The following is a 26,706-nucleotide window of genomic DNA, read 5'->3' on the forward strand; positions in this document are numbered from 1 at the left end:
ACGACAGCGGTTTTCACTTCCCCGTCGCTCCGGCGGTGCAATCCGCGGCGGATCAGTCGAGCGACGAAGCCGGGCCGAAAAACTCGTAGCGGCTTTGCGCAGCCGGCACGCCCAGCGCTTGCAAATGGCGCTTGACGGCCTTCATGAAGGCTTTGGGACCGACGAAATACGCATCCACATCCCGCGATGCCGGCAGCCAGCCGGCCAGCTTGTCGCGGTCGATGTAGCCGACGGCGTGCGGCGCCGGATCCTGTTCGCGCTGCTGCTCGTAGCAGAAGAAACGTTGCAGTTGCGGATGCCTTTGCGCCAGCTCGTCGATTTTCTCGCGGAAGGCATGTACGCCGCCGTGGCGCGCGGCGTGGATGAAGATCACCGGCCGATTGCCCGGCAGCGCCGCATCCAGCATCGCCAGCATCGGCGTAATGCCGACGCCGCCGCTGATCAGCACCAGCGGCTTGTCGCCGGCCGCCAGCGTGAATTCGCCCGACGGCGGCATGAGGTCGATGGTCTGGCCGACCGTCATGTGGTCGTGCAGGTAATTCGACACCTTGCCGCCCGGCTCGCGCTTGACGCTGATGCGATACATCTGTTTGTCCGGCGCGGCCGACAGCGAATACTGGCGGCGCATTTCCTCGCCGTCGACATCGACGCGCACGCCGATGTACTGGCCGGGCCGGTAACCCAGGATGGGCTTGCCGTCTTCGGGGGCGAAATAGAACGAGGTGATCTCATCGCTCTCGTCGACGCGCCGCGCCACCACGAACTTGCGCAGGCCGCGCCAGCCGCCTTCAGCTTTTTCCGTGTTGGCGTACATGCCTTCTTCGGCGCCGATCAGGATCTCGGCCAGTTGCTGGTAGGCCGCGCCCCAGGCTTCGATGACCTGGTCGGTGGCGATCTCGGCGCCCAGCACTTCGCGGATCGCGCGCAGCAGGCAATCGCCGACCATCGGATAATGCTCGGGCAGGATTTGCAGCGCGACGTGTTTGTTGACGATGGTGGCGACCAGGTCGCCGAGCTGTTCCAGTCGATCGATATGGCGCGCATACATCAACACGCCGTTGGCCAGCGCGCGCTGCTGGTCGCCGCTGCCCTGGTGGGCCTTGTTGAACAGCGGGATGACTTGCGGATAGTCGCGCATCAGCATTTTGTAGAAATGGGTGGTCAGTGCTTCGCCGCCGCTTTCCAGCAGGGGAACGGTGGACTTGACGATGGCGCGGTGGGCATCGGATAGCATGTGGATTGCCTTTCAGTGGTGGAGGACTCGAATCTTGGTTTTTTCTTTTCTAATCAAACTCCATGCCAGAGTAAAAATCTTTTATAATCAGTCGCTTATAAAATGACCGAGTCAAATCGACCTGAGTCATATCGACTCTATAAGGGTAAAAATGACTCCCAAGCTTTTACTGGACGCGTTGATTCCCCTGATGGCCGATCTGTCGCGCGAGCTGCATGACAGCGAGCGTTACCGGCGTCTGCTGGATAGCTTGCGCATGCTGTTTCCCTGCGACGCCGCGGCCTTGTTGCGGCTCGACGGCGAGGTGCTGGTGCCGCTGGCGATCAACGGTCTCTCCAGCGACACGCTCGGCCGGCGTTTTCGCGTGAGCGAGCATCCGCGTTTTCGGGTGCTGCTTTCCAATCTTCCGCCGACCCGTTTCCCCGCCAATTCTTCCTTGCCCGATCCTTATGACGGGCTGGTCGAGGCGCATTCCGGCGAGCTGCACGTGCATGACTGCATGGGCTGCCAGATCACCATGAACGGCCGGCCCTGGGGTTTGCTGACGCTCGATGCGTTGGCGCCGGGGCGCTTCGATGCGGTCGATCCGGCCTCGTTGCAGGCCTTTGCCAGCCTGGCGGCAGTCACGGTCAACGTCGCCGAGCGCATTCACGATCTCGCCGAAACCAGCGAACAGGAACGCCAGCGCGCCGAAGCTTACCGGCTGGCCGCCAACCAGAGCCGGCGCGAGCTGATCGGCCAGAGTCCGGCACACAAGCGCATGATGAAAGAAGTCCGGCTGGCCGGGCCGAGCAACATGACCGTGCTGATCGCCGGCGAGACCGGCACCGGCAAGGAACTGATCGCCAACGCCATCCACGCCGCGTCGCCGCGCGCGCGCAAACCCATCATCAGCATCAATTGCGCGGCCTTGCCGGAAACCCTGGTCGAGAGCGAACTGTTCGGCCATGTGCGCGGCGCGTTTTCAGGCGCGGTCGGCGACCGGCGCGGCAAGTTCGAACTGGCCGACGGCGGTACGCTGTTCCTGGACGAAGTCGGGGAGTTGTCGCTGGCGGTGCAGGCCAAGCTGTTGCGCGCATTGCAAAGCGGCCAGATCCAGCGTGTCGGGTCGGATGAGGAACACAAGGTCGACGTGCGCGTGATCGCCGCCACCAACCGCGACCTGGAAGAAGAAGTGCGGTTGGGCCGCTACCGCGCCGACTTCTATCATCGCCTGAGCGTCTATCCGCTGGCGGCGCCGCCGCTGCGCGAACGCGGCCACGACATCCTGCTGATCAGCGGTTTTTTCCTCGAAGAGAACCGTTTCCGGCTCGGCTTGCTGAGCCTGCGCCTGGCGACCGATGCGCAGGAAGTCCTGCTGAGCTACCGCTGGCCCGGCAACGTGCGCGAGCTCGAACACGTGATCGCGCGCACGGCGCTCAAGGCGCTCGGCAAGCATCCCGAACGGCCGCGCATCCTGACGCTGACGGCGGAGGATTTCGATCTTGCCAATGAAAAAACGCCGTTGCAGGCGGCGCAGCATGAAGAGCAGATCCAGTCCGAACTCGACCTGCAAAACGGCAGCAGCCTGCGCGACGCCGTGAGCGCCTACGAACGGCGCCTGATCAGCGCCAGCCTGGCGCGCAACGGCGGCAACGTGGCTTCCTCCGCGCGTGAACTGGGCGTGGATCGCGCCAATCTCAATCGCATGGCCAGACGACTCGGATTGAAGTGAAAGACGGGGATTATCGATTGCCTGCGGCAGGTTCTGGCACGTCGATTGCTTGAACGCGCAGGGAGCGTTTCACCGTATCGGGAGAGGACCATGCACGACCATTCAACGCTTTATCCGGCCCAGGGCCTGACGCCGACGGCCGACCAGATCCGCCGCCACCTGCATCGTTCGAACGAAGTCGCCAGGCGCGCCGTCAGCATCGGCCATCACCCGTTCGGCGCTATCCTGGTCGGCCCCGACCAGGAAACGGTGCTGATGGAGCAATGCAACGTCGATACCGTCAACCACGCCGAAGCGGTGCTGGCGCGTACGGCTGCGTTGAATTATTCGCCGGAGTTCCTGTGGAGCTGCACGCTGTACACCTCGGTCGAGCCGTGCTGCATGTGCGCCGGCACCGCCTATTGGGCCAACATCGGTCGCGTGGTGTACGGCATGACCGAGCGCCGGTTGCTGGACGTCACCGGCGCGCACAAGGAAAACCCGACCATGAGCGTCGACTCGCGCTACGTCTTCGACCATTGCCAGAAGCCGGTCGAACTGATCGGACCGATGCCGGATGAGATGGTGGAAGACATCGTCGCCTTGCAGCAAAGCTTCTGGGCCGCGCGCTGAGGCTGGCGCGGCAAGCGGCAAGCGGAAATCAGGCGAAGGTGATGTCGATGCCCTGGGCCTGATACGGCGCGATCAGTCCGGGCGCGGTATCGCGATTGACGACGATGCGGCCGACTTCGGCCAGCGGGACGATCTCGAAAGGCGAAGTGGTTTCCAGCTTGTCCGGCGAAGCCAGCACGACGGTCTCGGCGGCGGCGCGGCTGAAGGCGCGCTTGATGCAGGCTTCCTCAAAATCCAGCGAGGTGATGCCGGTGCGCGGATGCAGGCTGCACACGCCCATGAAATACTGATCGGCGCGCACGCGGGCGATTTCATCGACGGTGCCGCTGCCCATCGCCACGACGGAATGCTTGAACAGTTTGCCGCCGATGATGATGACCTCGATATGCGCATGGCCGGCCAGCTCGACCGCAATCGACGGGCTGTGCGTGACGACCGTAGCCTTCAGGTCCGGCGCCAGATGGCGCGCCAGTTGTACGCAGGTCGTGCCGCCGTCGATGAACACCACCTGGCCCGGCAGCACCAATGCCGCCGCCGCGCGGCCGATGTCGGCCTTGGCGCCCGGTTCGATGTGCTGGCGATTGGCGAACATCACCATCGGCGGCGTCATCGGCAGGGCGCCGCCATGCACGCGGCGCAGCAATCCTTCCTTGGCGAGTTCGCGCAAATCCCTTCTGATCGTGTCTTCCGAGACTTCCAGTTGCTCGCTCACGGGCTTGGCGATGATGCGGCCGTCCCGGCTCAGCAGGTCGAGGAGATGCTTTTTTCTTTGGCTGGTCAGCATGCGGATATCCAATCGAAGAAGGCGGCCTAGTGTACAAGAAGACGTGCAGATTCGTGCATGTTCGTGAAGAATTTTAATAATTATTGCACGATTATTCTTGATGTTTCACGATATTGCATGATAATTTATAAAAAACAGGCAAAAGCCGACAAGCTTGGCGCCCGCAATCATGTCCTCACCGCACAGGAGCAAACCGATGGAAAACGAGCGCGTCCGCATCCGCAACGTTGAAGTACTGTCCGACGACTGGTACCTGCTGAAGAAAACCACCTTCGACTACCGCCGCGCCGACGGCGTCTGGCAGACGCTCAACCGGGAAACCTACGACCGCGGCAACGGCGCCACCATCCTGCTGTACAACCTGCAAAAGCGCACGGTGATCCTGATCCGGCAATTCCGGTTCCCGACGTATCGCGACGGGCACGATGGCTTCCTGGTCGAAACGCCGGCCGGGCTGCTCGACAACGCCAGCCCCGAACAGCGCATCCGCGAAGAAGTGGAAGAAGAAACCGGCTATCGCGTCGGCGCGGTGCGCAAGGTGTTCGAGGTGTTCATGAGTCCCGGCTCGGTCACCGAGAAGCTGCATTTCTTCGTCGGCGAATATGCTTCGGACGAGCGTGCGGGCGAGGGCGGCGGCAATATCGCCGAAGGGGAGGACATCGAAGTGATGGAAGTACCGATCCAGCAGGCCCTGATGATGATCGCCGAGGGCGAAATCGCCGACGGTAAGACCATCATGCTGCTGCAGTATGCGCAGTTGCACTTGTTCGGCGCGGGGCCGAATTAAGCGAGGATAGCGGCATGCAAGATTGCATCATGCGCTTCCGGTTGCAGCCTCGTTTGTCTGCGATTTGATTTTTAAATCAAATATTTCCCTTTTGCCTGCTTAATAAATTCTGTTTTGCTTTTTTTATTGGGCTTGCATCGGCTTTCCCAAACGCCGTGTTGTTACCATTGAGCGTTATGCAATTGTTTGAAAGGGAAGTGATGCTCCGCAAAACGATGAAGACGACAACGCTGCTATCGATCCTGGCATGCCTGGCGGCCGCAGGACCGGCAACCGCCGGCAACGCCGCCGGAACGGACATCGGGCCTGTCGTCGATGAGGCGATCCGGCCGCTGATGCAGCAATACGCCATACCGGGCATGGCGGTCGCGGTAACCGTCGACCGCCGGCAGTACTTTTACAACTACAGCGTGGCCTCGAAGGAAACCCGCAAGCCGGTGACCAGCCAGACATTGTTTGAAATCGGCTCCCTGAGCAAGACCTTCACCGCGACGCTGGCTGCCTATGCGCAAGCTGACGGCGCGCTCGCCTTGTCCGATAGCGCCGACAAGTATCTGCCGTCCTTGCAGGGCAGCAGTTTCGACAAGATCACCCTGATCAACCTCGGCACCCATACCGCCGGCGGTTTGCCCTTGCAGATCCCGGAAAACATCAAGGACACCCGCCAACTGATGGCGTACTACAAAAGCTGGCGACCCAGGCATGCGGCTGGCACTTACCGCACATACTCGAACGCCAGCGTCGGCATGCTCGGCGTGATCGCCGCCAAAAGCCTGAACATGTCCTTCGACGACGCCCTGGAAAAGAAACTGTTCCCCGCGCTCGGCATGATGCACAGCTACCTCCATGTACCGGCCGCGCAAATGGCCGGCTACGCCCAGGGATACAACAAGAACGATGCGCCGGTCCGGCTCAATCCGGGGATGCTTTCCTCCGAAGCTTACGGCGTCAAATCCAATACTGCCGACATGATCCGCTTCATCGAAGCCAACATGGACACGACCGGACTTGACGACAAACTGGGCCGCGCACTGATGAATACCCACACCGGCTATTTCAAGGCCGGCGAAATGACGCAAGACCTGATCTGGGAGCAATATCCGTATCCGACGGAACTCAAGCAGGTCCTGGCCGGCAATTCCGATGCCTTTATTTATCAGGACGTGAAGGCGGAGGCCTTGAATCCTCCCTTGCCGCCGCAGGCCAACGTGCTGATCAACAAAACCGGCTCAACCAACGGCTTCGCAGTGTACGCGGCCTTCGTGCCGGCCAGGAAAATCGGCGTGGTCATCTTCGCCAACAAGTCGTATCCTATCGCCCCGCGCGTGACCGCAGCGTATCGGATATTGACGGTGCTGGATGCACAGGCGGCATCCTTGAAATAGCGGCGAAGGCGGGGATTCTTGTCCCGCCTGCTCGGCGCCGGGCCGTGGCGGACAGCCTTGTTTCCAATCAATAAATTACCCTGAAAGCCGCGCCGAAAGCGGCGCTCGACCTGTCTCTTTACAATGCGGGGGATTGTAGTGGGGATTGATCTTGAATTATAATGAGAATTATTTCTATTTAATTCTAGATCGCCCGTGGCCGAATCCTCCTTTTGCCAGCCAGACCTGCATGCGTTCTACAGCAGCCATCATGGCTGGCTGTACGGCTGGCTGCGAAAAAGGCTGGGGTGTTCGCACAATGCCGCCGATGTCGCGCAGGATACTTTCCTGCGCATCATCGCCTCGCGCGATGCCTTGCTCGGCATGCGCGAGCCGCGCGCCTACCTGACCGTCACCGCCAAACGACTGATTTTCGATCGCGCGCGGCGGCAACTGATCGAACAATCCTATCTGGCCGAACTGGCATTGCTGGCCGAGAACGCCGAAGGGCATCCCGGCCCGGAAGACATCCTGCTTGCGGTCGAGGCGCTGGAGCAGATCTGCGCGGCTTTGCTGGCGGTTTCCGACAAGGCGCGCAAGGCCTTCCTGCTGCATTACCTCGATGGCAGGCCGCATGCCGAGGTGGCGATGGAACTCGGTGTGTCCACGCGCATGGTGCAAAAATACCTGGTCCAGGCGCTGGTCAAATGCCGCCTGGCGCAGCCATGAATCCACGATCATGAGCATAGGATCATGAAGCGCGATATCGGAGCGGACACCGCGACGGCCGCCGACACGGCGTCGACGGAAGAGGCCGTTGCCGAGCAGGCGGCGCAATGGATCGTGCAACTGAGCGCCGACGACGAAGCCGTTCGCGCCGCTGCCCGTAGCGGTTTCGATGCGTGGAAGAAGGTCGATCCGCGTCATGCCGACATGGCCGCGCGGCTGCAAGGCTTCATCGGCTGCGTCCAGGGCGTGCGCGGCGCCGACGGCGGCCAGGCCCGGCCGGCGCACGCCGCGCTCGACGCTGCTTTCGACCTCGGGCGCAAACGCACAAGGCGCGCGGGCATCGCAATTGTCGCCGCCATGCTGCTGGGCTTGCCGATGTGGCTGGCGCTCAAGGCTTTTCCTCCGGCCTACCTGACGGCCGACATGCGCACCGCCACCGGCAAGTGGGAAAACCGCGTGCTGGAAGACGGCACCAGCGTCACCTTGAACAGCGCCAGCGCGGTCAACCTGCATTACGACGCCAAACGCCGCGTGCTGGAACTGGTGCGGGGCGAGATACTGGTCGAGGTCGCCAGGGATCCGGGACGTCCGTTCGTGGTTGAAACCGCACATGGCCGCATCCGTGCGCTCGGCACGCGTTTTGTGGTCAGCCGCGAAGCCGACGCCACCGTGCTCAGCATGCTGGAGTCGCGTGTGGAGGTGCGCACTGCCGACCAGATCGCCGTCCACGACGAAGTCGCCACGGTGGTCAACGCCGGCCAGCGTGTCCGCATCCACGCCGACCGCGTCGGCCCGCCGCAAGACATCGATGTCCGCAGCATTGCGGACGCCTGGAAATTCCACCAACTGGTGGTGCAGAACCAGCGCCTGCCGGACGTGCTCGATGCGCTGGACCGTTATCGCCCCGGCGCCATCAGCTACGACCGCGCACAGATTGAGGACATCAGAGTCTCGGCGGTGCTGCCGCTGGACGATACCGGACGCGCCTTGCAATTGCTGAGCCACAGTTTTCCGGCACTGCGCATCCGCATGCTGTCGCCGTATCTGGTGCGGGTGGACGCGCCGGTACGGCCTTAGCATCGGCAAAGGGAACGCCATGCAAGCCGTGCCGACAAAATCTTCAGATTATTTTCAGAAAGCGGTTCCGCTTTTGGTTTGTCGCGCGTCAAGAAGGCATGACCAACGAAAAGAGAGTCTTCATCATGCAGCGCCAAGGTTTCACTTCCGCAAAGACAGCCGCCATAAAGACCGCAGCCGTCTCCCGGCAGCATTCCCGTTTCAATCTCAAGCCGCTCGCGTTTGCCGCACGGCTGAGCCTGTCCGCCGCGCTGGCGGGCGGTATCGCGGTCCAGGCCCATGCGCAGACGGCGACGCAAAACATTTCCTACGACATCCCGGCCGGCCCGCTGGCCGATGCGTTGAATCGCTACGCCCAGCAATCCGGCATTGCGATTGCCGTCGACGCCGACAGGCTGCAGGGCAGGCAAAGCGCCGGTCTCAAGGGCAGCTACGGCGTGGAGGAGGGGTTCCGCCTCCTGCTGCGCGATACGGGGTACGAAATGCGTAAGACCGACGCCGGTTACGTCCTCGTTGCGTCCCGTCAGGACGGACGCAACGACAGCAGCAGCCTGCCGATGGTGAGCGTGACCGCCGCCGCGGAAAACAGCCTGCACCTCAGCGAACGCGTATCCAGCGGCGCGCTCGGCACCCGCTCGCAACTGGACACGCCGTTTTCCATGACCGTCGTCAAAGGCGAAGATCTGGCGGAGCGTCAGGTCGCCAAGCTGGGCGACGTCTTTGCGCTGGATGCATCGGTCACGGACAACAGCGGCGGCTACAGCAGTTGGGCCAGCTACGTCACCGTGCGCGGCTTGCCGCTGGACTGGCAGAATGCGTACCGCATCGACGGCCGGCCGTTCATGAGCTACGCCATCACCTTGCCCTACGAGCATTTCGAACAGATCGACTTGCTCAAGGGGTCGTCGGGCTACATGTACGGTTTCGGCGCGCCGGGCGGCATGATCAACTACGTCACCAAAAGGCCGCCGGGATCGGCCGACGAACCCGTGCGCAGCATCGACATCGGTTTCAGGTCCGATAATATCTGGAGCGAGCACGTCGACCTCGGCGGCCGGTTCGGCCGGGATGGCATGTTCGGATACCGGCTCAATGCGACGCATGAGCAAGGCGCGACCTTCAACGACGGCGGCGTCCGCCGCGACACCGTTTCACTGGCGCTGGACGCCAGGCTCACACGCGATCTGAGCTGGGAATTCCAGTCCATGTACCACAACCGCAACTCCGACGACCAGACGCCGTCGATCAGCACCAGCAAGATTACCGGCGGCGTCCTGCCCGCCGTGCCGGCCGCCGACAACCAGTCGCTGCAGGGCAAGGGGCAGCATCTGAACACCAATTTCCAGTTCTATGCGACCGGCCTGAAATACGCCATCAATCCCGACTGGAAACTCAGCCTGAACTACAGCCACAGCACGTCCAGGCGCAGCCGCAATGAATCCGCGCTATACCTGGCCAATGCTGCCGGCGACTATGGCGATACCCGTTCGGACAGCCGCGAAGGACATGTCTTCGACTACTGGCAAGGCATACTGGAAGGACAGGCCCGCACCGGCTTCATCGAACACCAACTGGTGTTCGGCGCCTCCTGGCAAAAACAGGTCAACGATTACACGATCAGCAGCTTCTACCAGTCGATCGGCAGCGGCAATCTGTACCGGCAGAACCTCAACGACTACTACAGCGCGACCGACCTGCGCACGTATCACGATTCCGACATCCGGCAACAGGCCCTGTTCGCCAGCGACACGCTCAAATTCTCCGAGCGATGGTCGCTGCTGGCCGGCCTGCGCTACACCGATTTCGAGCAGAACAGCTACGGCGTGACCGGCGCGCGCACCGCCCAATACAAGAAAGACGGCGTCGTCACGCCGACGCTGGCGCTGATGTTCAAGCCTGAGCCCGGCACCACCGTCTACACCAGCTATGTCGAATCGCTGGAGCAGGGAGGCATTCCCACGATCGATAATTCCAACTACCGATCCACGCTCAAGCCCCTGACCAGCAAGCAATACGAAGTCGGCGTCAAAACCGGACAGGAACGCTGGAGCGCCACGGCGGCCTTGTTCCGCATCGAACGCAGCGCGGAATACACCGACCCGGCAACCAGGGCGCTGGTGCAGGACGGCCAGTCGGTCTATCAAGGCCTGGAACTCGGCGCCGCCGTCCAGCCCGGCCGCGACTGGCGGGTATCGGGCAACCTGATGCTGCTCGACACCGAATACAAGAAAGGGCTGACCTACAACGGCAACCGCGTGGCAGGCGCGCCCGACTTCGTCGTCGCCGGACAAGCGGCTTACCTGGTGCCGCAAGTGAGCGGCCTGAAGCTCTCGGCCGACGCCAAGTACACCGGCGCCACCATGCTGCGCGCCGCCAACGACATCAAGCTGTCCGGCTACACGCTGTTCAATCTAGGCGCCAGCTACACGACCCGCATCGGCAAGACCGACACGACTTTCCGCGCGGCCATCAACAACCTGACCGACAAGCATTACTGGGAATACCAGTACGAAAACTGGATCAAGCCCGGCGATCCGCGCACCTTCAGTCTCAGCGCCAAGATGGATTTCTGATCCACCGGCTGCCGGACTGAATAGTCAACCTGCCGGCGGTCTTGTCCAGGAATGAAACGGGCAAGACCGCCCCGGCGTTTTTTTGAAGCGATTTTATGCGTGTTGTTTTAGTTCTTCTTCACCGCTGGTTCGGCCTTGGCGTGGCCGTGTTCCTGTTCATCTCCGGCGCCACCGGAGCGATCATTTCCTGGGATCACGAACTCGACGCCTTGCTCAATCCGACGCTGTTCCACGCCGGCAGCGCGGTGGCCGGCGGCTTTTCCGGCACTCCCAGGCCCGGACTGGAACTGGCCAACATCGTCGAAGCAAAAGAACCGACGCTGCGCGTCACCTATGTCCTGACCGAAAGCGAACCCGGCCACACCATTCCCATGATGGTCGAGCCGCGCCTCGACCCGGCCACCGGCAAACCCTATGCGCTCGGCTACAACCAGATCGCGGTCGATCCCGTCAGCGCCGACATCCAGGGCCGGCGCATGTGGGGCGCCATCTCGCTGAGCCGAGAAAACCTGCTGCCTTTCCTCTACAAGCTGCACTACACCATGCACCTGCCGGAGGTCGGCGGCATCGAGCTTGGCATCTGGCTCATGGGCCTGGTCGGCATCGTCTGGGCGCTGGATTGCTTCATTGCGCTGTGGCTGTCTTTTCCCAATTGGAAAAGCTGGCGCAAGTCGTTCGCGTTTCGCTGGAAAGAGGGCGGCCACAAGCTCAATTTCGACCTGCATCGTTCCGGCGGCGTCTGGGTCTGGATCCTGCTGCTGATCCTCGCCGTGACCTCGGTGTCGATGAACCTCGACCGCCAGGTCATGCGACCGATCATCAAGGTATTCTCGACCGTGACGCCGACCGCGTTCGACACGCGTGTACCGGTCGCGGCGGACAAGGTCGCGCAGCCGAAGATCACGCGCGAACAAGTGGTGCGAATGGCGAGCGAAGAGGGCAGGCGCCGTGGCTTTGAGGTGCCGGCCGGCGGCGTGTTCTATTCATCCATGTTCGGCTTGTACGGCGTCGGTTTCTTCGCGCCCGGCAACGACCACGGCGACATCGGCCTCGGCAACGCCTGGCTGTACTACGACGCCGCCACCGGCAAGCCGGAAGGCGCGAAGATCCCCGGCACGGGCAGCGCCGGCGACCTGTTCATGCAGGCGCAGTTTCCGCTGCATTCGGGCCGCATCCTCGGCGTGCCGGGGCGCATCCTGATCTCGCTGATGGGCGCCATGGTCGCCATGCTTAGCGTCACCGGCGTGGCGATCTGGTTGCGCAAGCGCCAGGCGCGCGTGCGGCAAAAGATCAAGGCCATGGAGCAAGCCCGTGCAGCCGCGCCGCAAGTAACGGCAAAGGCAAAGGCAGAGGCGAGAGACGAAGGAAATGCGGGCGGAGGACAAAGCGCATCGCTGTCCTGAGCGCGGCCATCGTCCGGAATGTCGAAATACGGGCTCAGATGCGAAACCAAAAAGCGCGTATTCCACTCTGAGAGAGCGCCATGCCCCTCTTATGGGGCGGGCATCTTTCAATATTATTTCTGGATACGGATATGACTGATAGCAAGCAAATCAAGGCGTTCATCGTCGATGACAAGGGGCAGCTCACGCCGGTGGCGGCGAGTTCCCTGGTTCTCGAATTTTCCCCGGAAAGCTCGCTGGAAATTTCGTGGAAAGGACAGCATCCCGACGATCCGCGTCCGGTACATGTCCAAATCTGGGGCGGAAGATGTCCGAGGGAGGACTGGTCGGAAGAAGACATCCGGCAGCGTTCCTCGCAAGTGGCGATCCTCCCGGCAGGGGGCAATCTGGTTCTGGTTCATCCGTATTCGTTGCCTGACCGGACCTGAGTATACGGAAGCCCGGCCCTGACAGCATCGGAACCGCCGGCCGCGGCCAGGCATCACTCCAGCATCGCATCCAGCCCGGCCGTCAGCTCATTCAACGGCGGCATCGCCCGGTCGGCGCGATCCTTGGCATGCGCCACCAGCGCCGGCACCCAACCGGCGTCGACGTTCAGGCGTTTGCCGATAATCGTTGGATAGCCCTCGGTCATTTCTTCATCGCTCAGCTCCAGCACTTCGGCGCGGGCGCGCCAGGCGCCGAGGTGGACCCAGGCGGCGGCTTTGTTGATCGGGGTGGATGCAAGCGGGGCGGGGATGTCCTTCAGGGCGGTTGACAGCGACTCCGGGAAGTTCCATATCTTCGCCAGTTCGGCGGAGACATCGGCATAGTGGAAGCCGAGTTTCTCTTTTTCCAGCGCGGCGCGTCCAGCGTCCAGCACGTTCATTTCCTTGTCCAGCGGCATCACTTCGGCCGGCGCGACGGCATGCAGTTGCAACTGCCCGATGCCGTGCATCATGCCCAGCGTGAATGCGGTGTCGCCGTTGTCTCCGCCTTTTTGCGCCAGCCAGCGCGCCGCGCAGGCGGTGTACAGGTTGTAGCGCCAGAACTGCTGCAAGTCCATGCCCTTGGTGTTCTTGAACGCGGCGACCATGCCGTTGCCCAGCACCAGGTTACGTACCATCACGAAACCGAGCATGCGCAGCGCATCGTCGACGGTGCCGACCGTGCGCGAGACGTGGAAGTAGGCGGAATTGGCCAGGCGCAACAATTTGGCGGCCAAGGCGGGGTCGCTGGCGATGAGATGCGCAATTTCGGCTGCGGAGATGTCTTCGGAATTGAAGCTCTCGATGAGTTGCTGTACGACCTTGGGGACGGTGGGCAGCTTGTTGGGCTGGTCAACGAGGTTCTTCAGTTCCATGCGATGTTCCCTTTGTATCGATTCGGTAACGCTGACTTCACAAGTTCTGCACTCAATCAAGAGAATTACGGTTTTATTGTCGCAGAGATCATGCATTTTAATCGTCTCTTTATCGGTATGATGGTCGAGAATGTTGTATATCCCATCAATCAGGAGTGGACTCATGGCAACGCGCAAGACACCGGCAGCAACCCGGCAAGACCAGGAAGCCGCATCGCCGGCCGTTCCTGCATTGGGAATGCCGCAATTGGGCGACGTCAATGCTTATCTGACGGACGCCATGCAGCGCACCTTTTTATTCCTCGACACCTTGCTCGACCGCGGCAACAATTACCTGGAGCATCTGGACCAGGGCACGCCGCCATTGCTGAAGTTCGACCATGAACTGGTCATGGACGGGCACGACCTGCCCAATCCCTGCAATTACGCCTTGCTGCGCCTGCAACCGCCGGCCGACATGCCGGTCAAGCCGGACGCGCGCCCGGTGATTGTGGTCGATCCGCGCGCCGGGCATGGCCCGGGCATCGGCGGCTTCAAGTTCGATTCGGAAGTCGGCATGGCCATGCGCGCCGGACACACCGTGTATTTCGTCACGTTCCGGCCCGAGCCGGAAGACGGCCAGACGCTGCTGACCGTGATGGATACCGAAGCGCTGTTCATCGAGGAAGTCATCCGGCGTCATCCGCAATGCCAGGCCAAGCCGGTCGTGATCGGCAACTGCCAGGCCGGCTGGGCCATGATGGCCCTGGATGCGCGGCGGCCCGAGCTGTTCGGCCCGCTGATGATGGTCGGCGCGCCGGTGTCCTACTGGGCCGGCAGCTCGACGCTGAACCCGATGCGGTACAGCGGCGCCTCGCTGGGCGGTTCCTGGCTGGCGTCGCTGACCAGCGACCTCGGCGCCGACCGTTTCGACGGCGCCTCCCTGGTCGAGAATTTTGAAAAGCTCAATCCCGCCAACACCTGGTGGAACAAGTATTACAACCTCTGGTCCGGCGTCGACACCGAAGCCGAGCGTTTCCTCGAATTCGAGCGCTGGTGGGGCGGCTACTTCCGCATGACCGGCAGCGAGATCGAATCCATCGTCGAAAACCTGTTCGTCGGCAACAAGCTTGCGCGCGGCGAGATGGTGGTCGGCGGCAAACCGATCGACCTGCGCAATATCACCGCGCCGATCGTGGTGTTCGCCTCCTGGGGCGACAACATCACGCCGCCGCCGCAGGCGCTGAACTGGATCATCGATACCTGGGGCGACGAGCGCGCCATTGCCGCCGCCGGGCGCACCATCATTTATGTGCTGCACGAGAGCGTCGGCCATCTCGGCATCTTCGTCGGCGGTTCGATTGCGCTGAAGGAGCACGACCAGCTCGTCACCTCGCTCGATGTGATCGAAAGCCTGCCGCCCGGCCTGTACGAAATGAAGCTCGAAGCCAAGGCCGGCAAAGACGAGCAGCGTTGGGACGAACTGGAGCCGGGCGACTATACGGTGCATTACCAGCACCGCACCATGGAAGACATCCGCAAGATCAATCCGGAAGGCCGCGAAGAAGAGGCAATGTTTTCCACCATCGCGCAATGGTCGGAGTTCAACGCCAATCTCTACAAGACCTATGTGCGTCCGTGGGTGAAAATGACCGCCACGCGTGAAGTCGCCGACGCCATGGTCAAGCTCAATCCGCTGCGCATGCAGCGTCAGTTGTTCTCGGACAGCTTCCCGCTGGCGCCATTCATCCGCCGGCAAGCCGCCGAGGCGCGGGCCCATCGCGCGAGCGTCGGCGACGACCATCCGCTCAAGCAACTGGAAAAGAAGATGGCCCGGCAGATCACCGAGGAGCTGAACACCTATCGCGATCGCCGCGATGCGCGCACGGTCAGGACGACGCGCCAACTGTTCGGTCCCAACGGTCTGGGCGCCTGGCTCAAACCGCATGAACCCGACGCGGTGGTGGCGCATGAGCGCGCCTTGCGCGAGCTGGAGGCCTATCGCGAATCGGCGCTGGCGCATATCACCGAAGGCGGATTCGCCGAAGCCGTATGCCGCATCGTGGTGGCAGGAATGATCTCGATCGGCGCCTTTGAACGCCGCAGCCTGCGCCTGGCGCGCCTGCTGGCGCAATTGCCGATGCATGCGAGCGTCTCGTCCAAGACCAACTGGGTGCAATTGCTCAAGGATCAGGCGCGCATCACGGCGGTGGCGCCGGTGGAAGCCCTGAACGCGCTGGAGCAGATATTGCCCGACACGGCCACGCGCGAGCGCGCGCTGGCGGTGTCGGCGGCGGTGATGATGATCGAACCGACGCTGGCCAATCCCAGGTCCGAGATCATCGAATTCCTGATCGGCACCCTGGGCGTGAATCCGCAACGCGTGATCGGACTGGCGCGCAAGCTGACCGATGCGCTGGAAAAGCCGGAGACGAAAATCGCGAAGCCGAAAGCAAAAGCGGCGCCCAGGGCGCCGCTGAAAGCCAAGGCAACGAAGGCCAAGGCCGGTGTAAAAAAGGCTGCCGTCAAGCCGCGGGGCAAGACGGCAGCAAAGGCGGCTTAGTACTACGGTATGCCCACCGCTAAGCCGCTTCCACAACCCTTAACGGGACGCTCGTCGGGCGACCCTTGAAATCCGTCCAGCACAGGCGATCGAAGTCGTACAGCTTGCAACGACGCGCCGTGTCGAAATACCAGCGCCAGGAAAATTTCTGGATCACGATGCGGCCGGGCAGCATGGTCTCCAGCATTTTCTGCGCCTTTTTGAGGCGATATAAAGGCACGCTCATGTCGACGTGATGAGCGGTGTGCTCCATGATGTGATGCAGCGCCGCGCCGATGCCGTGACGGAAGGTCAGGTGCACGGTGGTCGACACGAAAGGCTGTGCGGCCGCCCATTCCGACTTGTCCTTGTACCAGGCCACGCTGGTGTGGGTATGGTGGACGTACACGACGAAGCCGATCATGGCTTTCCAGAACAATATCGGCACCACGAAGGCGGTCAGCAGCAAGACCCAGAACGATTGTCCGCTGGCCTGGGCGGCAAACGCCAGGCCGCCGATCCAGATTGCGGCAACCGCGGTGACCAGCACGCCGTCCCAGGTGAATTCGGCGCGCCGCGTCGGCATCTGCCGGCGCGAGGGGAAATACATCCTCTTCCACCACATATCCACCATGTAGTACAGCCACGGCGTCCAGCCGCTGCGGTAGATGCGCTCCAGCTTCTGGCGCCAGCGCGGCAGGGCGCGGAATTCTTCCAGCGAGCGCGGTTGCCAGACGAAATCGAAACCCTTGAGGTTGGTGTAGCCGTGATGCACGACGTTATGGCCGACCGACCACAGGCTGTAGGGCGTCAGCGACGGCATGAACACCAGCCGGCCGAGCCAGGTGTTAAGCCGGCGATGCACCGTGAAACTTTGATGGCTGGCATCATGGCCAAGGATGAACAGGCGGCCGATGATGAAACCGGTCAGCATGCCCAGCAAGACTTTGGCGACGATGTTGGACACCCACACGGTCGCCGTCAGCGACAGGCCGAACAGGAAAAAGTCCAGCACCACCAGCGCAATCGCCAGCGGCGTGCTGCGCGCGACGATGGGTTCGAGCCAGGAGCGGATGATTTTCCGGTGCGGCATGGGCGCATGCGGATTGATGGGGGGCAAAACGGTGTCGGGATGTTGCATGAGATAAAACCTTAAAACGTTGTTGTGGCGTTTCTTTATACGAGTGGATGTCGGTCGGCGGCTTTTTGCGGCACTATTGGATCCCGGCGTTCGCCGGGACGAATGGCTATGTTTTTGACGTTGAGAATGACTTCAACGCACAACGATGAACAAGGCGATGAAGGCTTGGAAAAACATCGCCGACAGTCATTCATCCGGAGATCGTCACATTTCCTCCGTCGTCCCGGCGAACGCCGGGACCCAGCGGCGTCAACAAGCAGCCCCGTCAAACCCTCATGGTCAGAAGCGGTAACCCACGCCCACGCCGATCAGCCACGGATCGATCTTCACCGTGCTCAGCTTGGCGCCGCCGTTGGCCGCCAGCACGTCGCTGCGGATCTGCACTTTCTTGATATCGAAGTTGAGCGACCAGTTGCGGTCGAACTTGACGTCCATGCCGACTTGCAACGCCGGGCCGATGCTGTGGTTTTCAAGACGCGCGCCGCCGTTGAGCAGGGTCACATCGGAGATGCGGGTGTAGTTGATACCGGCGCCGACATATGGGCTGATCAGCGACGAGGGCGTGAAATGGTACTGCGCCAGCAGCGTCGGCGGCAGTTGCTTGAAGCTGCCGATGTTCTGGCCGTCGAGACGGACGTCATGCTTTTGCGGATAGGTCAGGACCAGCTCCGCCGCCCAGTTGGGGGTGAAGAAATAACTGATGTCGACTTCCGGAATGGTCTTGGAGCTGACGCTCAGGCGATCCGAGGCGCCGACGCCGCCGACCGGATCGGACTTGTTGTCAGGACTGAGATTGACGGCGCGCACGCGCACCAGCCAAGGGCTTTCTTGCGCTGCGACAAAAGGAGAAGCGGTAACGGTCCCGGCCAGGGCCAACAGCATTGCGATCTTTTTCATAATGATTTCCCCACACTTTTCTATCGACGAAAAGCGCATTTGTGAATGAAGTTGCGACGCAGCGAAATGTACGCTTGAAGAAAGGGAAAAGATTTGATGTCGATCAAAAAACGAAAAGAAGCGGCTCGCATTGCCTGGGCGACGTGCATGATTACGGTCGGATATGCCTTATATAGACTGCGTTTGCGCGCATTTTGATGTAGGTCAAGGTATGTGTGTAGGAGAATCCCTACACTGGCGGGGCCAGGCTCGCAGCCTCCTTGTTATCTTTGTCTTCGCGTTTTCCGCTGCGGCCGCATCTGGAGCTAAACAATTATGGTGGCATCCGCTATACCAATGGTCGCCGGGCCATCTGTCGAATTCGACGCACAATTGGTGCGCAAAATGAGCCAGTCCGGCCCACGATACACTTCCTATCCGACCGCGGATCGCTTTGTCGACACTTTTGGCTATCGCGATTACCTGCAGGCGGTGGCGGGGCTGCGCACGCGCGGCAGCCGCAATCCCTTGTCGCTCTATGTGCATATCCCGTTTTGCGAGAACATTTGCTACTACTGCGCCTGCAACAAGATCATCACCAAGAATCGCGACAAGGCGGCGACTTACCTGAGCTACCTCAAGCACGAGATCGAAATGCAGGGCAAGCTGTTCGACGGCATGAACCACGTCGAGCAACTGCATCTGGGCGGCGGCACGCCCACCTACATCTCGGACGCGCAAATGGCCGACCTGATGACGCATTTGCATCGCTGGTTCCGTTTCGCGGAAGATGAGGCCGGCGAATACTCGATCGAAGTCGATCCGCGCACGGTCTCCGCCGAGCGCGTCGCCAGCCTGCGCCGGCAAGGTTTCAACCGCCTCAGCCTCGGCGTGCAGGATTTCGATCCGCTGGTGCAGAAGGCCGTCAACCGCATCCAGCCGGAACATCTGACGCTGGACATCATCGACGTCGCGCGCCAGGAACGGTTCCGTTCGGTCAGCATCGACCTGATCTACGGCTTGCCGGGACAGAATGTCATCAGCATGGCGCAGACCCTGGCCAAGGTGGTCCGCGCCAGGCCCGACCGCATATCGCTGTACAACTACGCGCATCTGCCGCATCTGTTCAAGCCGCAGCGCCGCATCCTCGAACAGCATCTGCCGGGCGCCGAAGCCAAGCTCGACATGCTGGCGCTGAGCATTCGCCGCCTGACGGAAGCCGGTTACGTCTACATCGGGATGGACCACTTCGCATTGCCGACCGACGACCTTGCGGTGGCGCAACAGCAGGGGCGTTTGCATCGCAACTTCCAGGGCTATTCCACCCATGCCGAATCGGACATGGTGGCCTGCGGCGTGTCGGCCATCAGCGCCGTCGCCTCGACTTACAGCCAGAACGTCAAGACGCTCGAAGCCTACTACGACGCCATCGACAAGAACGAGCTGCCCATCGTGCGCGGGATACGCCTGAACATGGACGACGTGTTGCGTCGCCTGATCATCCAGCGCCTGATGTGCAATTTCGAGTTATCGATCGCCTCCATCGAGACGGCGTATCCGATCACGTTTGCGTCGTATTTCCAGAGCGAACTGGAAGAATTGCGCAAGCTTGAGGAGGACGGCCTGGTGCTGATCGACGAGGAGTGGATTACCGTCACGATGAAGGGCCGTCTGCTGATCCGCAATATCTGCATGGTGTTCGACCGCTATCTGCACACCAAGCCGACGGAACAACGTTACTCCAAAACCATTTGAGCGCGCCATGAGCAGCTTGAGCCTGCTTCCCGTATTCATGATCGGCCTGCTCGGCAGCGTGCATTGCATCGGCATGTGCGGCGGCATCGTCGGCGCGTTTTCGCTGGCGCCGGCGCCGGTGCGCGCGTTTCCCGTGGCGGTCAGGAACGAGATCGCGGGTTCCGCGAATGCCGCCAATTCCGTACTGGCGCGCACGCTTTCCTACAATCTGGGCCGCATCGGCAGCTATGCAACCGCAGGCGCGCTGGCGGGCGGTCTTGCCGGCGGCGTACGCCTGTTGCCCGGCATGATCGTCTGGCAAACCGGTGCCTATGTGCTGGCGCATCTGATGCTGGTGGCCCTGGGCCTGTACCTGATGGATGCCTGGCGCGGCCTGACGCGGCTGGAGGCGATCGGCCAGATTCTCTGGAAACGCATACGGCCGCTGACCGGTCTGCTGCTGCCGCTGGACAGTTCGCTCAAGCTGGTGCTGGCCGGCAGTCTGTGGGGCTGGCTACCGTGCGGGATGGTCTACAGCGTCTTGCTGACGGCGATGCTGAGCGGCTCGGCGGCATCGGGCGCGGCGGTAATGCTGGCGTTCGGCCTTGGCACGCTGCCGGTATTGCTGGCTGCCGGCGTGTTCGGCGCGCAGTTGCGCAGCGTGTTGCAGCGCCGCGGCGTGCGCGTGGCAAGCGGAATGATTGTGTTGCTGTTCGGCGTGTTCGGGCTGCTGCGCGCCACCCACGGCCTGACGCCGGATTGGCTCGCGGCGCTGTGCGTGAGCCCCGTCCATAGCGTGGGGGCGCCATGATTCCGGTCGAGCGCGGCGTGGTTGATGCCGTCTGTTTTCATTGCGGCTTGCCGGTCGACGAGGGGGCTTCGTGGCGCGTCGTCATCGACGGCGTCGAGCGCGCCATGTGCTGCCCGGGCTGCGAGGCGGTGGCGCAAAGCATCGTCGACAATGGATTTTCAAATTATTACGCGACGCGCAGCGGCTTTGCGGCGACGGTCTCGGCGCAGGACCTGGCGCCGCCCGAATTACGCCTGTACGACAGTGAACAGGCGGAAGCCGGCATGGATGCGGACATCGGCGAAGCCGTCTACTCGGTCCGCAATATCCGCTGCGCCGCCTGTATTTTCCTGATCGAATCGCGCCTGGCGCGCCTGCCGGGCATCGTGAGCGCGGAAGTCAACGCGGTCACCGAACGCCTGCTGGTGCGCTGGCGCGTCGGCGCGTGCAAGCCCAGCGATATCCTCGCCGCCATGCGCGCCATCGGCTACGCGGCCTATCCCTACGATCCGGTACAGCATGGCGAGCAGCTTGAGCGCGAGCGCAAGACGCTGTTTCGCCAACTCTTCATCGCCGGTCTGTCGATGATGCAGGTGATGATGTATGCCGTGCCGATCTACCTCGCCGGCGAGGGTGGCATGGATGCCGACATGGCCGGCCTGATGCGTTGGGCCGGCTTGCTGCTGACCGTGCCGGCGCTGGCGTATTCGGCGCAGCCGTTCTTCTTCGGCGCCTGGCGCGACATCCGCAATCGCGCGCCGGGCATGGACGTGCCGGTGGCGCTGGGCATCGCCGCCGCGTTCGCGGGCAGCGCGCTGGCGACGTGGCGCGGCGAGGGCGCGGTGTATTTCGATTCGGTGACGATGTTCATTTTCCTGTTGCTGTGCAGCCGCTACCTGGAACTGACGGCGCGGCGCAAGGCGGCGTCGGCGCTGGACAACCTGCAGCAATCGTTGCCGGCCTCGGCCTTGCTGATGGCGGATTATCCGCAGCGCACAACCGAGCTGGTGGCGGCGACGCAGTTGCGCGAGGGCGACGTGATCCTGGTGCGCCCGGGCGACGCCTTGCCGGCCGACTGCACCGTGATCGAAGGCGAATCGTCCGTTGATCTGTCGCTGCTGACCGGCGAAAGCCGGCCGCAGAACCGCATCGTCGGCGACGCCATTCCCGGCGGCGCGGTCAATGTGGCGCAGGCGTTGCTGGCGAAAGTCACGCGCAGCGTCGGCGACAGTACATTGTCGGTGCTGGTCAGGCTGGTCAACCGGGCCGGGCAGGCCAAGCCGCAACTGGCCTTGTGGGCCGATCGCGTCGCGGCGTGGTTCGTGGCGTGCTTGCTGTTGTTATCGGTAGCCGTGTTTTTCGCATGGCAGATGGTCGATCCGGCGCGCGCCTGGCCGGTGGCGATCGCCGTGCTGGTGGTGTCGTGCCCATGCGCCTTGTCGCTGGCCACGCCGACCGCGCTGGCGGCGGCGACCGACCGCTTGTTGCGACAAGGCATCCTGGTGGTGCAACCACATGTGCTGGAGACGCTGCATCGCGCCACGCACATCGTCTTCGACAAAACCGGCACGCTGACCACAGGCAAGCCCGCGCTGCAAGAAATCGTGCCGCTCGGCGCGCTGTCGGCGACGGACTGTCTGCGCATCGCCGCCGCCATGGAGTGCTCCAGCATGCATCCGCTGGCGCAGACCATATTGAAGGCGGCTGAAGGACTTGCCGCTGCGGAAGCCACGGCCCTGCGCCACGCGCCCGGCCAGGGACTGGAAGCGATCGTCGACGGCGTGCTCTGCCGCCTGGGGAATTTCGCTTTTGTCCATGCCCTCATCCCCACGGCGTCGACCATGCCGGCAGCCGATGCCGAAACCGAGGCCGAAGCCAGTTACGTCTTCCTCGCCTCCACCAACGGCTGGCTGGCGCGCTTCGACATCGCCGACGCGATACGGCCCGAAGCGCAGGCGGTGGTCAGCCATTTCCACAAACAGGGCAAGAGCATCGTCCTGCTCAGCGGCGATCGCCATGAAGTGACGCAGCGCGTGGCGGACAGGCTGGGTATTCCGACCGCGCTCGGCGATTGCCTGCCGGAAAGCAAACTATCCTTTGTCCAGCGCCTGCAGCAAGGCGGCGCGGTAGTGGCGATGGTCGGCGACGGCATCAACGACGCCGCCGTGCTGCGTGCGGCGGATGTCTCCTTCGCCATGGGCAACGGCGCGGCGCTGGCGCAGACCCATGCCGATTGCGTGCTGCTGTCGGGAACGCTGTCCTCGCTGTGCGAGGCCGACAAGGTCGCCGCCCGGGCGCTCTCGATCATCCGCCAGAACCTGGCCTGGGCCACGCTCTACAACGTCGTGGCGATACCGGCCGCGGCGCTGGGTTGGCTCAATCCCTGGCTGTCCGGCATCGGCATGTCGCTCAGCTCGGTGGTGGTGGTCCTCAATGCCTTGCGCCTGCGCCGCTCGCGCAACACACAGAACACGCGCAACATTCACCGGCAAGGATGACCCGGCATGGAAGCCCTTTATCTGCTCGTTCCTCTCAGTATCTTCGTGGTCTTCGCGGCAATCTGGCTGTTCTTTCGCATGTCCGACGGCGGCCAGTTCGACGATCTGGTCAGTCCGGGCTGGCGCATTCTGCAGGATGACGACAGGGCGCCCGCGCCAATTGTGCAAGCCGATAAAGATGTTTTGAAAAACAACGCAAGCGCCGATTGATCGTCATCAGTTTGATTCACATCAAGGACGTCGGCGCGGCATAAATCTACTCTTCGGGTATCTTGTCGCCAATCCTTGGGATCGGCGACAGGATCTCGACAAAAAATTCCGGGAGAGAGTGTGGAAAAAGAACTCAATTACAACTACAGGGTGGTCAAGCAGTTCACGATTGCCACCGTAGTATGGGGCGTCATCGGCATGTTGGCCGGTGTCTTCATCGCAGCGCAACTGGCCTGGCCGGCGCTCAATTTCGACATTCCCTGGCTGACTTATGGTCGCCTGCGTCCGCTGCACACCAACGCGGTGATTTTCGCGTTCGGCATCTGCGGCCTGTTTGCGACCTCGTATTACGTGGTGCAGCGAACCTGCCAGGTGCGGCTGTTTTCGGACAAGCTGGCGGCCTTCACGTTCTGGGGCTGGCAACTGGTCCTGGTGTCGGCTGCCATCACCTTGCCGATGGGCCTGACGCGCGGCAAGGAATACGCCGAGCTGGAATGGCCGATCGCGTTGCTGATCACCGTGGTCTGGGTGAGCTACGCGGTGGTGTTCTTCGGCACGCTGATCAAGCGCAAGGTCAAGCACATCTACGTCGCCAACTGGTTCTTCGGCGCCTACATCATCGCGGTGGCCTTGCTGCACGTCGTCAACGGCGCCAGCATGCCGGTGTCGATGTGGAAGTCGTATTCCGCCTACGCCGGGGTGCAGGACGCCATGATCCAGTGGTGGTACGGCCATAACGCGGTCGGCTTCATCCTGACGGCCGGTTATCTCGGCATGGTGTACTACTTCATTCCCAAGCAGGCCGAACGGCCGGTGTATTCGTACCGCCTGTCGATCGTCCACTTCTGGGCGCTGATCTTCACCTACATGTGGGCCGGTCCGCACCATCTGCATTACACCGCCTTGCCCGACTGGACGCAATCTCTCGGCATGGTGTTCTCGCTGATCCTGCTCGCGCCATCGTGGGGCGGCATGATCAACGGCATCATGACTTTGTCGGGCGCCTGGCACAAGCTGCGCTCGGATCCGCTGCTCAAGTTCATGATCGTCTCGCTGTCGTTCTACGGCATGGCGACGTTCGAAGGACCGATGATGTCGATCAAGACCGTCAACGCCTTGTCGCACTACACCGATTGGGGCATCGCTCACGTTCACTCGGGCGCGCTGGGCTGGGTCGGCTTCATCACGATGGGTTCGATCTATTACCTGATCCCGCGCATGTCCGGCAAGCGCGAGATGTGGAGCATGCGCCTGGTCGACCTGCATTTCTGGGTGGCGACCATCGGCGTGGTGCTGTATATCGCCTCGATGTGGATCGCCGGCGTGATGCAAGGCCTGATGTGGCGCGCGGTCAATGCCGATGGCACGCTGACCTACACCTTCGTGGAAGGCGTCAAGGCGACGTATCCATACTATGTGATCCGTTTCACCGGTGGCCTGCTGTACCTGTCGGGCATGCTGATGATGGCTTACAACACGTTCAAGACGATGCGGGACGCGCAGCCGGTTGAGGCTCGGATTCCGGCACTGTCGACTACTCACGCCTAAGCAGGAGCATTGAATGAAATTTTCCCATGAATGGATCGAAAAGAATCCCTGGCTCCTGATCGCGCTGGTGCTATTGGTGGTCAGCGTCGGGGGGCTGGTGGAAATCGTGCCGCTGTTCTTCCAGCGCTCGACCACCGAGCCGATTGCCGGACTCAAGCCGTATTCGCCGTTGCGCCTGGCCGGTCGCGACATCTACGTCCGCGAAGGCTGCTACAACTGCCACTCGCAGATGATCCGGCCCTTCCGCGCCGAAACCGAGCGCTACGGCCACTACTCGGTGGCGGGGGAATACGTCTACGACCGTCCGTTCCAGTGGGGTTCGAAGCGCACCGGCCCCGACTTGGCGCGCGTCGGCGCCCGCTATAGCGACGAATGGCATCGCATCCACCTGAACAATCCGCGCGATGTGGTGCCCGAGTCGAACATGCCGGGCTATCCGTGGCTGGCGAAAACCAAACTCGATCCACAAGGCATCGTGCCGAAGATGCGCGCCTTGCGGCGCCTGAACGTGCCGTACTCGGAAGACGAGATCAAGGCGGCGCCGGAAGAACTGGCCGGCAAGACCGAGGAAGATGCTCTGATCGCCTACCTGCAAGGCCTCGGCACCCAAATCAAGACAAGAAACTAGGGGAAAAACATGGCTATCGACAATTTCACGATACACGCCAGCAGCATCATGACCGTGGTCAGCTTGGCGACCTTCCTCGGCATCTTGTGGTGGACCTTCAGCGCCCGCCGCAACGACGACTTCGCCGAGGCAGAACGCATTCCCTTCGCCGACGAATTCCTGGATGCGCCGGACCAGACATCCCGGACGGAGGACCGCCATGTCTGATTTCACAAGCGGTTTCTGGAATATCTACATCACTGGCCTGACCATCATCAGCATCCTTGGCTGCGGCTTGCTGCTGTGGTCGCAATCGAAGGTCAAGGTCGAGAAAAAGCCCGGCGAGGATCCTGCGTCGGTCGGCACCACCGGCCACGTCTGGGACGGCGACCTGACCGAACTCAACACGCCCATGCCGCGCTGGTGGATGTGGTTGTTCTACCTGACCATCATTTTCGCGCTGGTTTACCTGTTCCTCTATCCGGGGCTCGGCACCTACGCCGGCAAGCTCGGTTGGAAGTCGAGCGAGGCGTATCAGGGCGAACTGAAGAAAGCCGACGCCGAATACGGTCCGCTGTTCGACAAATACCTGCAACAGGACATCAAGGCCGTCGCCGCCGATCCGCAGGCGCACATGATCGGCGAACGGCTGTTCCTGACTTACTGCGCGCAATGCCACGGCTCGGATGCGCGCGGCAGCAAGGGCTTTCCCAACCTGACCGACAAGGACTGGCTGTACGGCGGCGATCCGGAAGTCATCCAGACCACCATCCTGCACGGCCGCAACGGCCAGATGCCATCGATGGCGGCGGCATTGGGTTCGGACAAGGATGTCGAGAACGTCGCCAACTATGTGCTGAGCCTGTCGGGCTCGACGCATGACCCGATCAAGGCAGTGTTCGGCAAGCCCAAGTTTGCGGTCTGCGCCGCCTGCCACAACGCCGGCGGCACCGGCAACCAGGCCCTGGGCGCGCCCAACCTGAGCGACAAGATCTGGCTATACGGCGGCGGCATCGAGACCGTGATGGAAACCATCCGCAAAGGTCGCAACAACACCATGCCGGCATTTGAAACCTTCCTCGGCCCGGCCAAGGTACACGTGTTGGCGGCCTATGTCTGGAGCCTGTCGAATGCACCATCCACCGCAGACCAGAAGTAGGAG

At 62.1% G+C, this 26,706-nt stretch carries 23 protein-coding genes; 18 read left to right on the plus strand and 5 right to left on the minus strand.

All coding sequences use genetic code 11. The features are described 5' to 3' along the window. Positions 1-52: 52 nt before the first annotated feature. Complete coding sequence (gene hmpA, locus RV1423_RS07790; RefSeq protein WP_034295070.1) at positions 53-1,234, minus strand: NO-inducible flavohemoprotein; 1,182 nt, start codon at positions 1,232-1,234, stop codon at positions 53-55. A 151-nt stretch (positions 1,235-1,385) separates the two neighbouring features. Between hmpA and norR the strand changes: the two genes are divergently transcribed. Continuing rightward, complete coding sequence (gene norR, locus RV1423_RS07795; RefSeq protein ID WP_081768739.1) at positions 1,386-2,948, plus strand: nitric oxide reductase transcriptional regulator NorR; 1,563 nt, start codon at positions 1,386-1,388, stop codon at positions 2,946-2,948. 90 nt (positions 2,949-3,038) lie between these two features. After that, entirely contained in the window at positions 3,039-3,560 is a 522-nt protein-coding gene (locus tag RV1423_RS07800; RefSeq protein ID WP_034295075.1) for a nucleoside deaminase, read from the plus strand. 28 nt (positions 3,561-3,588) lie between these two features. Here RV1423_RS07800 and RV1423_RS07805 read toward each other — a convergent pair whose 3' ends face one another. Then, entirely contained in the window at positions 3,589-4,344 is a 756-nt protein-coding gene (locus RV1423_RS07805; RefSeq protein WP_034295077.1) for a DeoR/GlpR family DNA-binding transcription regulator, read from the minus strand. A 196-nt stretch (positions 4,345-4,540) separates the two neighbouring features. Here RV1423_RS07805 and RV1423_RS07810 point away from each other — a divergent pair, with 196 nt between their 5' ends. The 7 genes from RV1423_RS07810 to RV1423_RS07840 all read left to right on the plus strand — a co-directional run bounded on the left by RV1423_RS07810 (position 4,541) and on the right by RV1423_RS07840 (position 12,705). Continuing rightward, a complete protein-coding gene (locus RV1423_RS07810) occupies positions 4,541-5,131 on the plus strand; it encodes an NUDIX domain-containing protein (protein ID WP_034295079.1) in 591 nt (196 codons plus the stop codon). 200 nt (positions 5,132-5,331) lie between these two features. Next, a complete protein-coding gene (ampC, locus tag RV1423_RS07815; protein ID WP_034295228.1) occupies positions 5,332-6,516 on the plus strand; it encodes a class C beta-lactamase in 1,185 nt (394 codons plus the stop codon). Between the two features lie 195 nt (positions 6,517-6,711). Further along, positions 6,712-7,224, plus strand: coding sequence for a sigma-70 family RNA polymerase sigma factor (locus RV1423_RS07820; RefSeq protein WP_034295081.1), 513 nt, complete (start codon positions 6,712-6,714; stop codon positions 7,222-7,224). Positions 7,225-7,248: 24 nt separating this feature from the next. Then, the gene (locus tag RV1423_RS07825) at positions 7,249-8,301 is read left to right on the plus strand and encodes a FecR family protein (RefSeq protein WP_034295083.1); all 1,053 of its coding nucleotides are present in this window, start codon (positions 7,249-7,251) and stop codon (positions 8,299-8,301) included. 98 nt (positions 8,302-8,399) lie between these two features. After that, complete coding sequence (locus tag RV1423_RS07830; protein ID WP_034295085.1) at positions 8,400-10,874, plus strand: TonB-dependent receptor; 2,475 nt, start codon at positions 8,400-8,402, stop codon at positions 10,872-10,874. 95 nt (positions 10,875-10,969) lie between these two features. Continuing rightward, a complete protein-coding gene (locus tag RV1423_RS07835) occupies positions 10,970-12,277 on the plus strand; it encodes a PepSY domain-containing protein (RefSeq protein ID WP_034295087.1) in 1,308 nt (435 codons plus the stop codon). Between the two features lie 131 nt (positions 12,278-12,408). Continuing rightward, positions 12,409-12,705: a hypothetical protein gene (locus RV1423_RS07840; RefSeq protein ID WP_034295089.1), complete on the plus strand. Its 297-nt coding sequence runs from the start codon at positions 12,409-12,411 to the stop codon at positions 12,703-12,705. 53 nt (positions 12,706-12,758) lie between these two features. Here the strand turns inward: RV1423_RS07840 and RV1423_RS07845 are convergent, their stop codons facing one another. Further along, complete coding sequence (locus RV1423_RS07845; protein ID WP_034295091.1) at positions 12,759-13,619, minus strand: HDOD domain-containing protein; 861 nt, start codon at positions 13,617-13,619, stop codon at positions 12,759-12,761. 163 nt (positions 13,620-13,782) lie between these two features. Here RV1423_RS07845 and RV1423_RS07850 point away from each other — a divergent pair, with 163 nt between their 5' ends. Continuing rightward, positions 13,783-16,161 carry a DUF3141 domain-containing protein gene (locus tag RV1423_RS07850; protein ID WP_034295094.1) on the plus strand — a complete coding sequence of 793 codons (2,379 nt, stop codon included), beginning with the start codon at positions 13,783-13,785 and terminating at the stop codon, positions 16,159-16,161. Positions 16,162-16,180: 19 nt separating this feature from the next. Here the strand turns inward: RV1423_RS07850 and RV1423_RS07855 are convergent, their stop codons facing one another. Together RV1423_RS07855 and RV1423_RS07860 are read right to left on the minus strand one after the other, a co-directional pair. Then, entirely contained in the window at positions 16,181-17,281 is a 1,101-nt protein-coding gene (locus tag RV1423_RS07855) for a fatty acid desaturase (RefSeq protein ID WP_231502087.1), read from the minus strand. Between the two features lie 279 nt (positions 17,282-17,560). Further along, positions 17,561-18,178, minus strand: a complete 618-nt coding sequence (locus RV1423_RS07860; RefSeq protein ID WP_034295097.1) for an OmpW family protein — start codon at positions 18,176-18,178, stop codon at positions 17,561-17,563. A gap of 315 nt (positions 18,179-18,493) precedes the next feature. Between RV1423_RS07860 and hemN the strand changes: the two genes are divergently transcribed. The 8 genes from hemN to ccoP all read left to right on the plus strand — a co-directional run bounded on the left by hemN (position 18,494) and on the right by ccoP (position 26,703). Next, a complete protein-coding gene (gene hemN / locus RV1423_RS07865) occupies positions 18,494-19,912 on the plus strand; it encodes an oxygen-independent coproporphyrinogen III oxidase (protein ID WP_034295099.1) in 1,419 nt (472 codons plus the stop codon). Positions 19,913-19,919: 7 nt separating this feature from the next. Beyond that, positions 19,920-20,702 (plus strand): sulfite exporter TauE/SafE family protein, encoded by a 783-nt coding sequence (locus RV1423_RS07870; RefSeq protein ID WP_034295101.1) that lies wholly within the window; start codon positions 19,920-19,922, stop codon positions 20,700-20,702. Beyond that, positions 20,699-23,179 (plus strand): heavy metal translocating P-type ATPase, encoded by a 2,481-nt coding sequence (locus RV1423_RS07875; protein WP_051516554.1) that lies wholly within the window; start codon positions 20,699-20,701, stop codon positions 23,177-23,179. Before RV1423_RS07870 ends, RV1423_RS07875 begins: the two co-directional genes overlap by 4 nt. Before the next feature lie 6 nt (positions 23,180-23,185). After that, entirely contained in the window at positions 23,186-23,389 is a 204-nt protein-coding gene (gene ccoS, locus RV1423_RS07880; RefSeq protein ID WP_051516555.1) for a cbb3-type cytochrome oxidase assembly protein CcoS, read from the plus strand. 120 nt (positions 23,390-23,509) lie between these two features. Next, on the plus strand, positions 23,510-24,937 hold the full coding sequence (gene ccoN / locus RV1423_RS07885) for a cytochrome-c oxidase, cbb3-type subunit I (RefSeq protein WP_034295103.1): 1,428 nt from the start codon (positions 23,510-23,512) through the stop codon (positions 24,935-24,937). 13 nt (positions 24,938-24,950) lie between these two features. Further along, positions 24,951-25,565: a cytochrome-c oxidase, cbb3-type subunit II gene (gene ccoO / locus RV1423_RS07890; RefSeq protein WP_034295104.1), complete on the plus strand. Its 615-nt coding sequence runs from the start codon at positions 24,951-24,953 to the stop codon at positions 25,563-25,565. A 9-nt stretch (positions 25,566-25,574) separates the two neighbouring features. Beyond that, entirely contained in the window at positions 25,575-25,772 is a 198-nt protein-coding gene (locus tag RV1423_RS07895; RefSeq protein ID WP_034295105.1) for a CcoQ/FixQ family Cbb3-type cytochrome c oxidase assembly chaperone, read from the plus strand. Next, entirely contained in the window at positions 25,765-26,703 is a 939-nt protein-coding gene (ccoP, locus tag RV1423_RS07900) for a cytochrome-c oxidase, cbb3-type subunit III (RefSeq protein ID WP_034295107.1), read from the plus strand. Before RV1423_RS07895 ends, ccoP begins: the two co-directional genes overlap by 8 nt. Positions 26,704-26,706 lie beyond the last annotated feature (3 nt).

This window comes from Herbaspirillum sp. RV1423 (assembly GCF_000577615.1).
Lineage (GTDB): Bacteria > Pseudomonadota > Gammaproteobacteria > Burkholderiales > Burkholderiaceae_D > Herbaspirillum.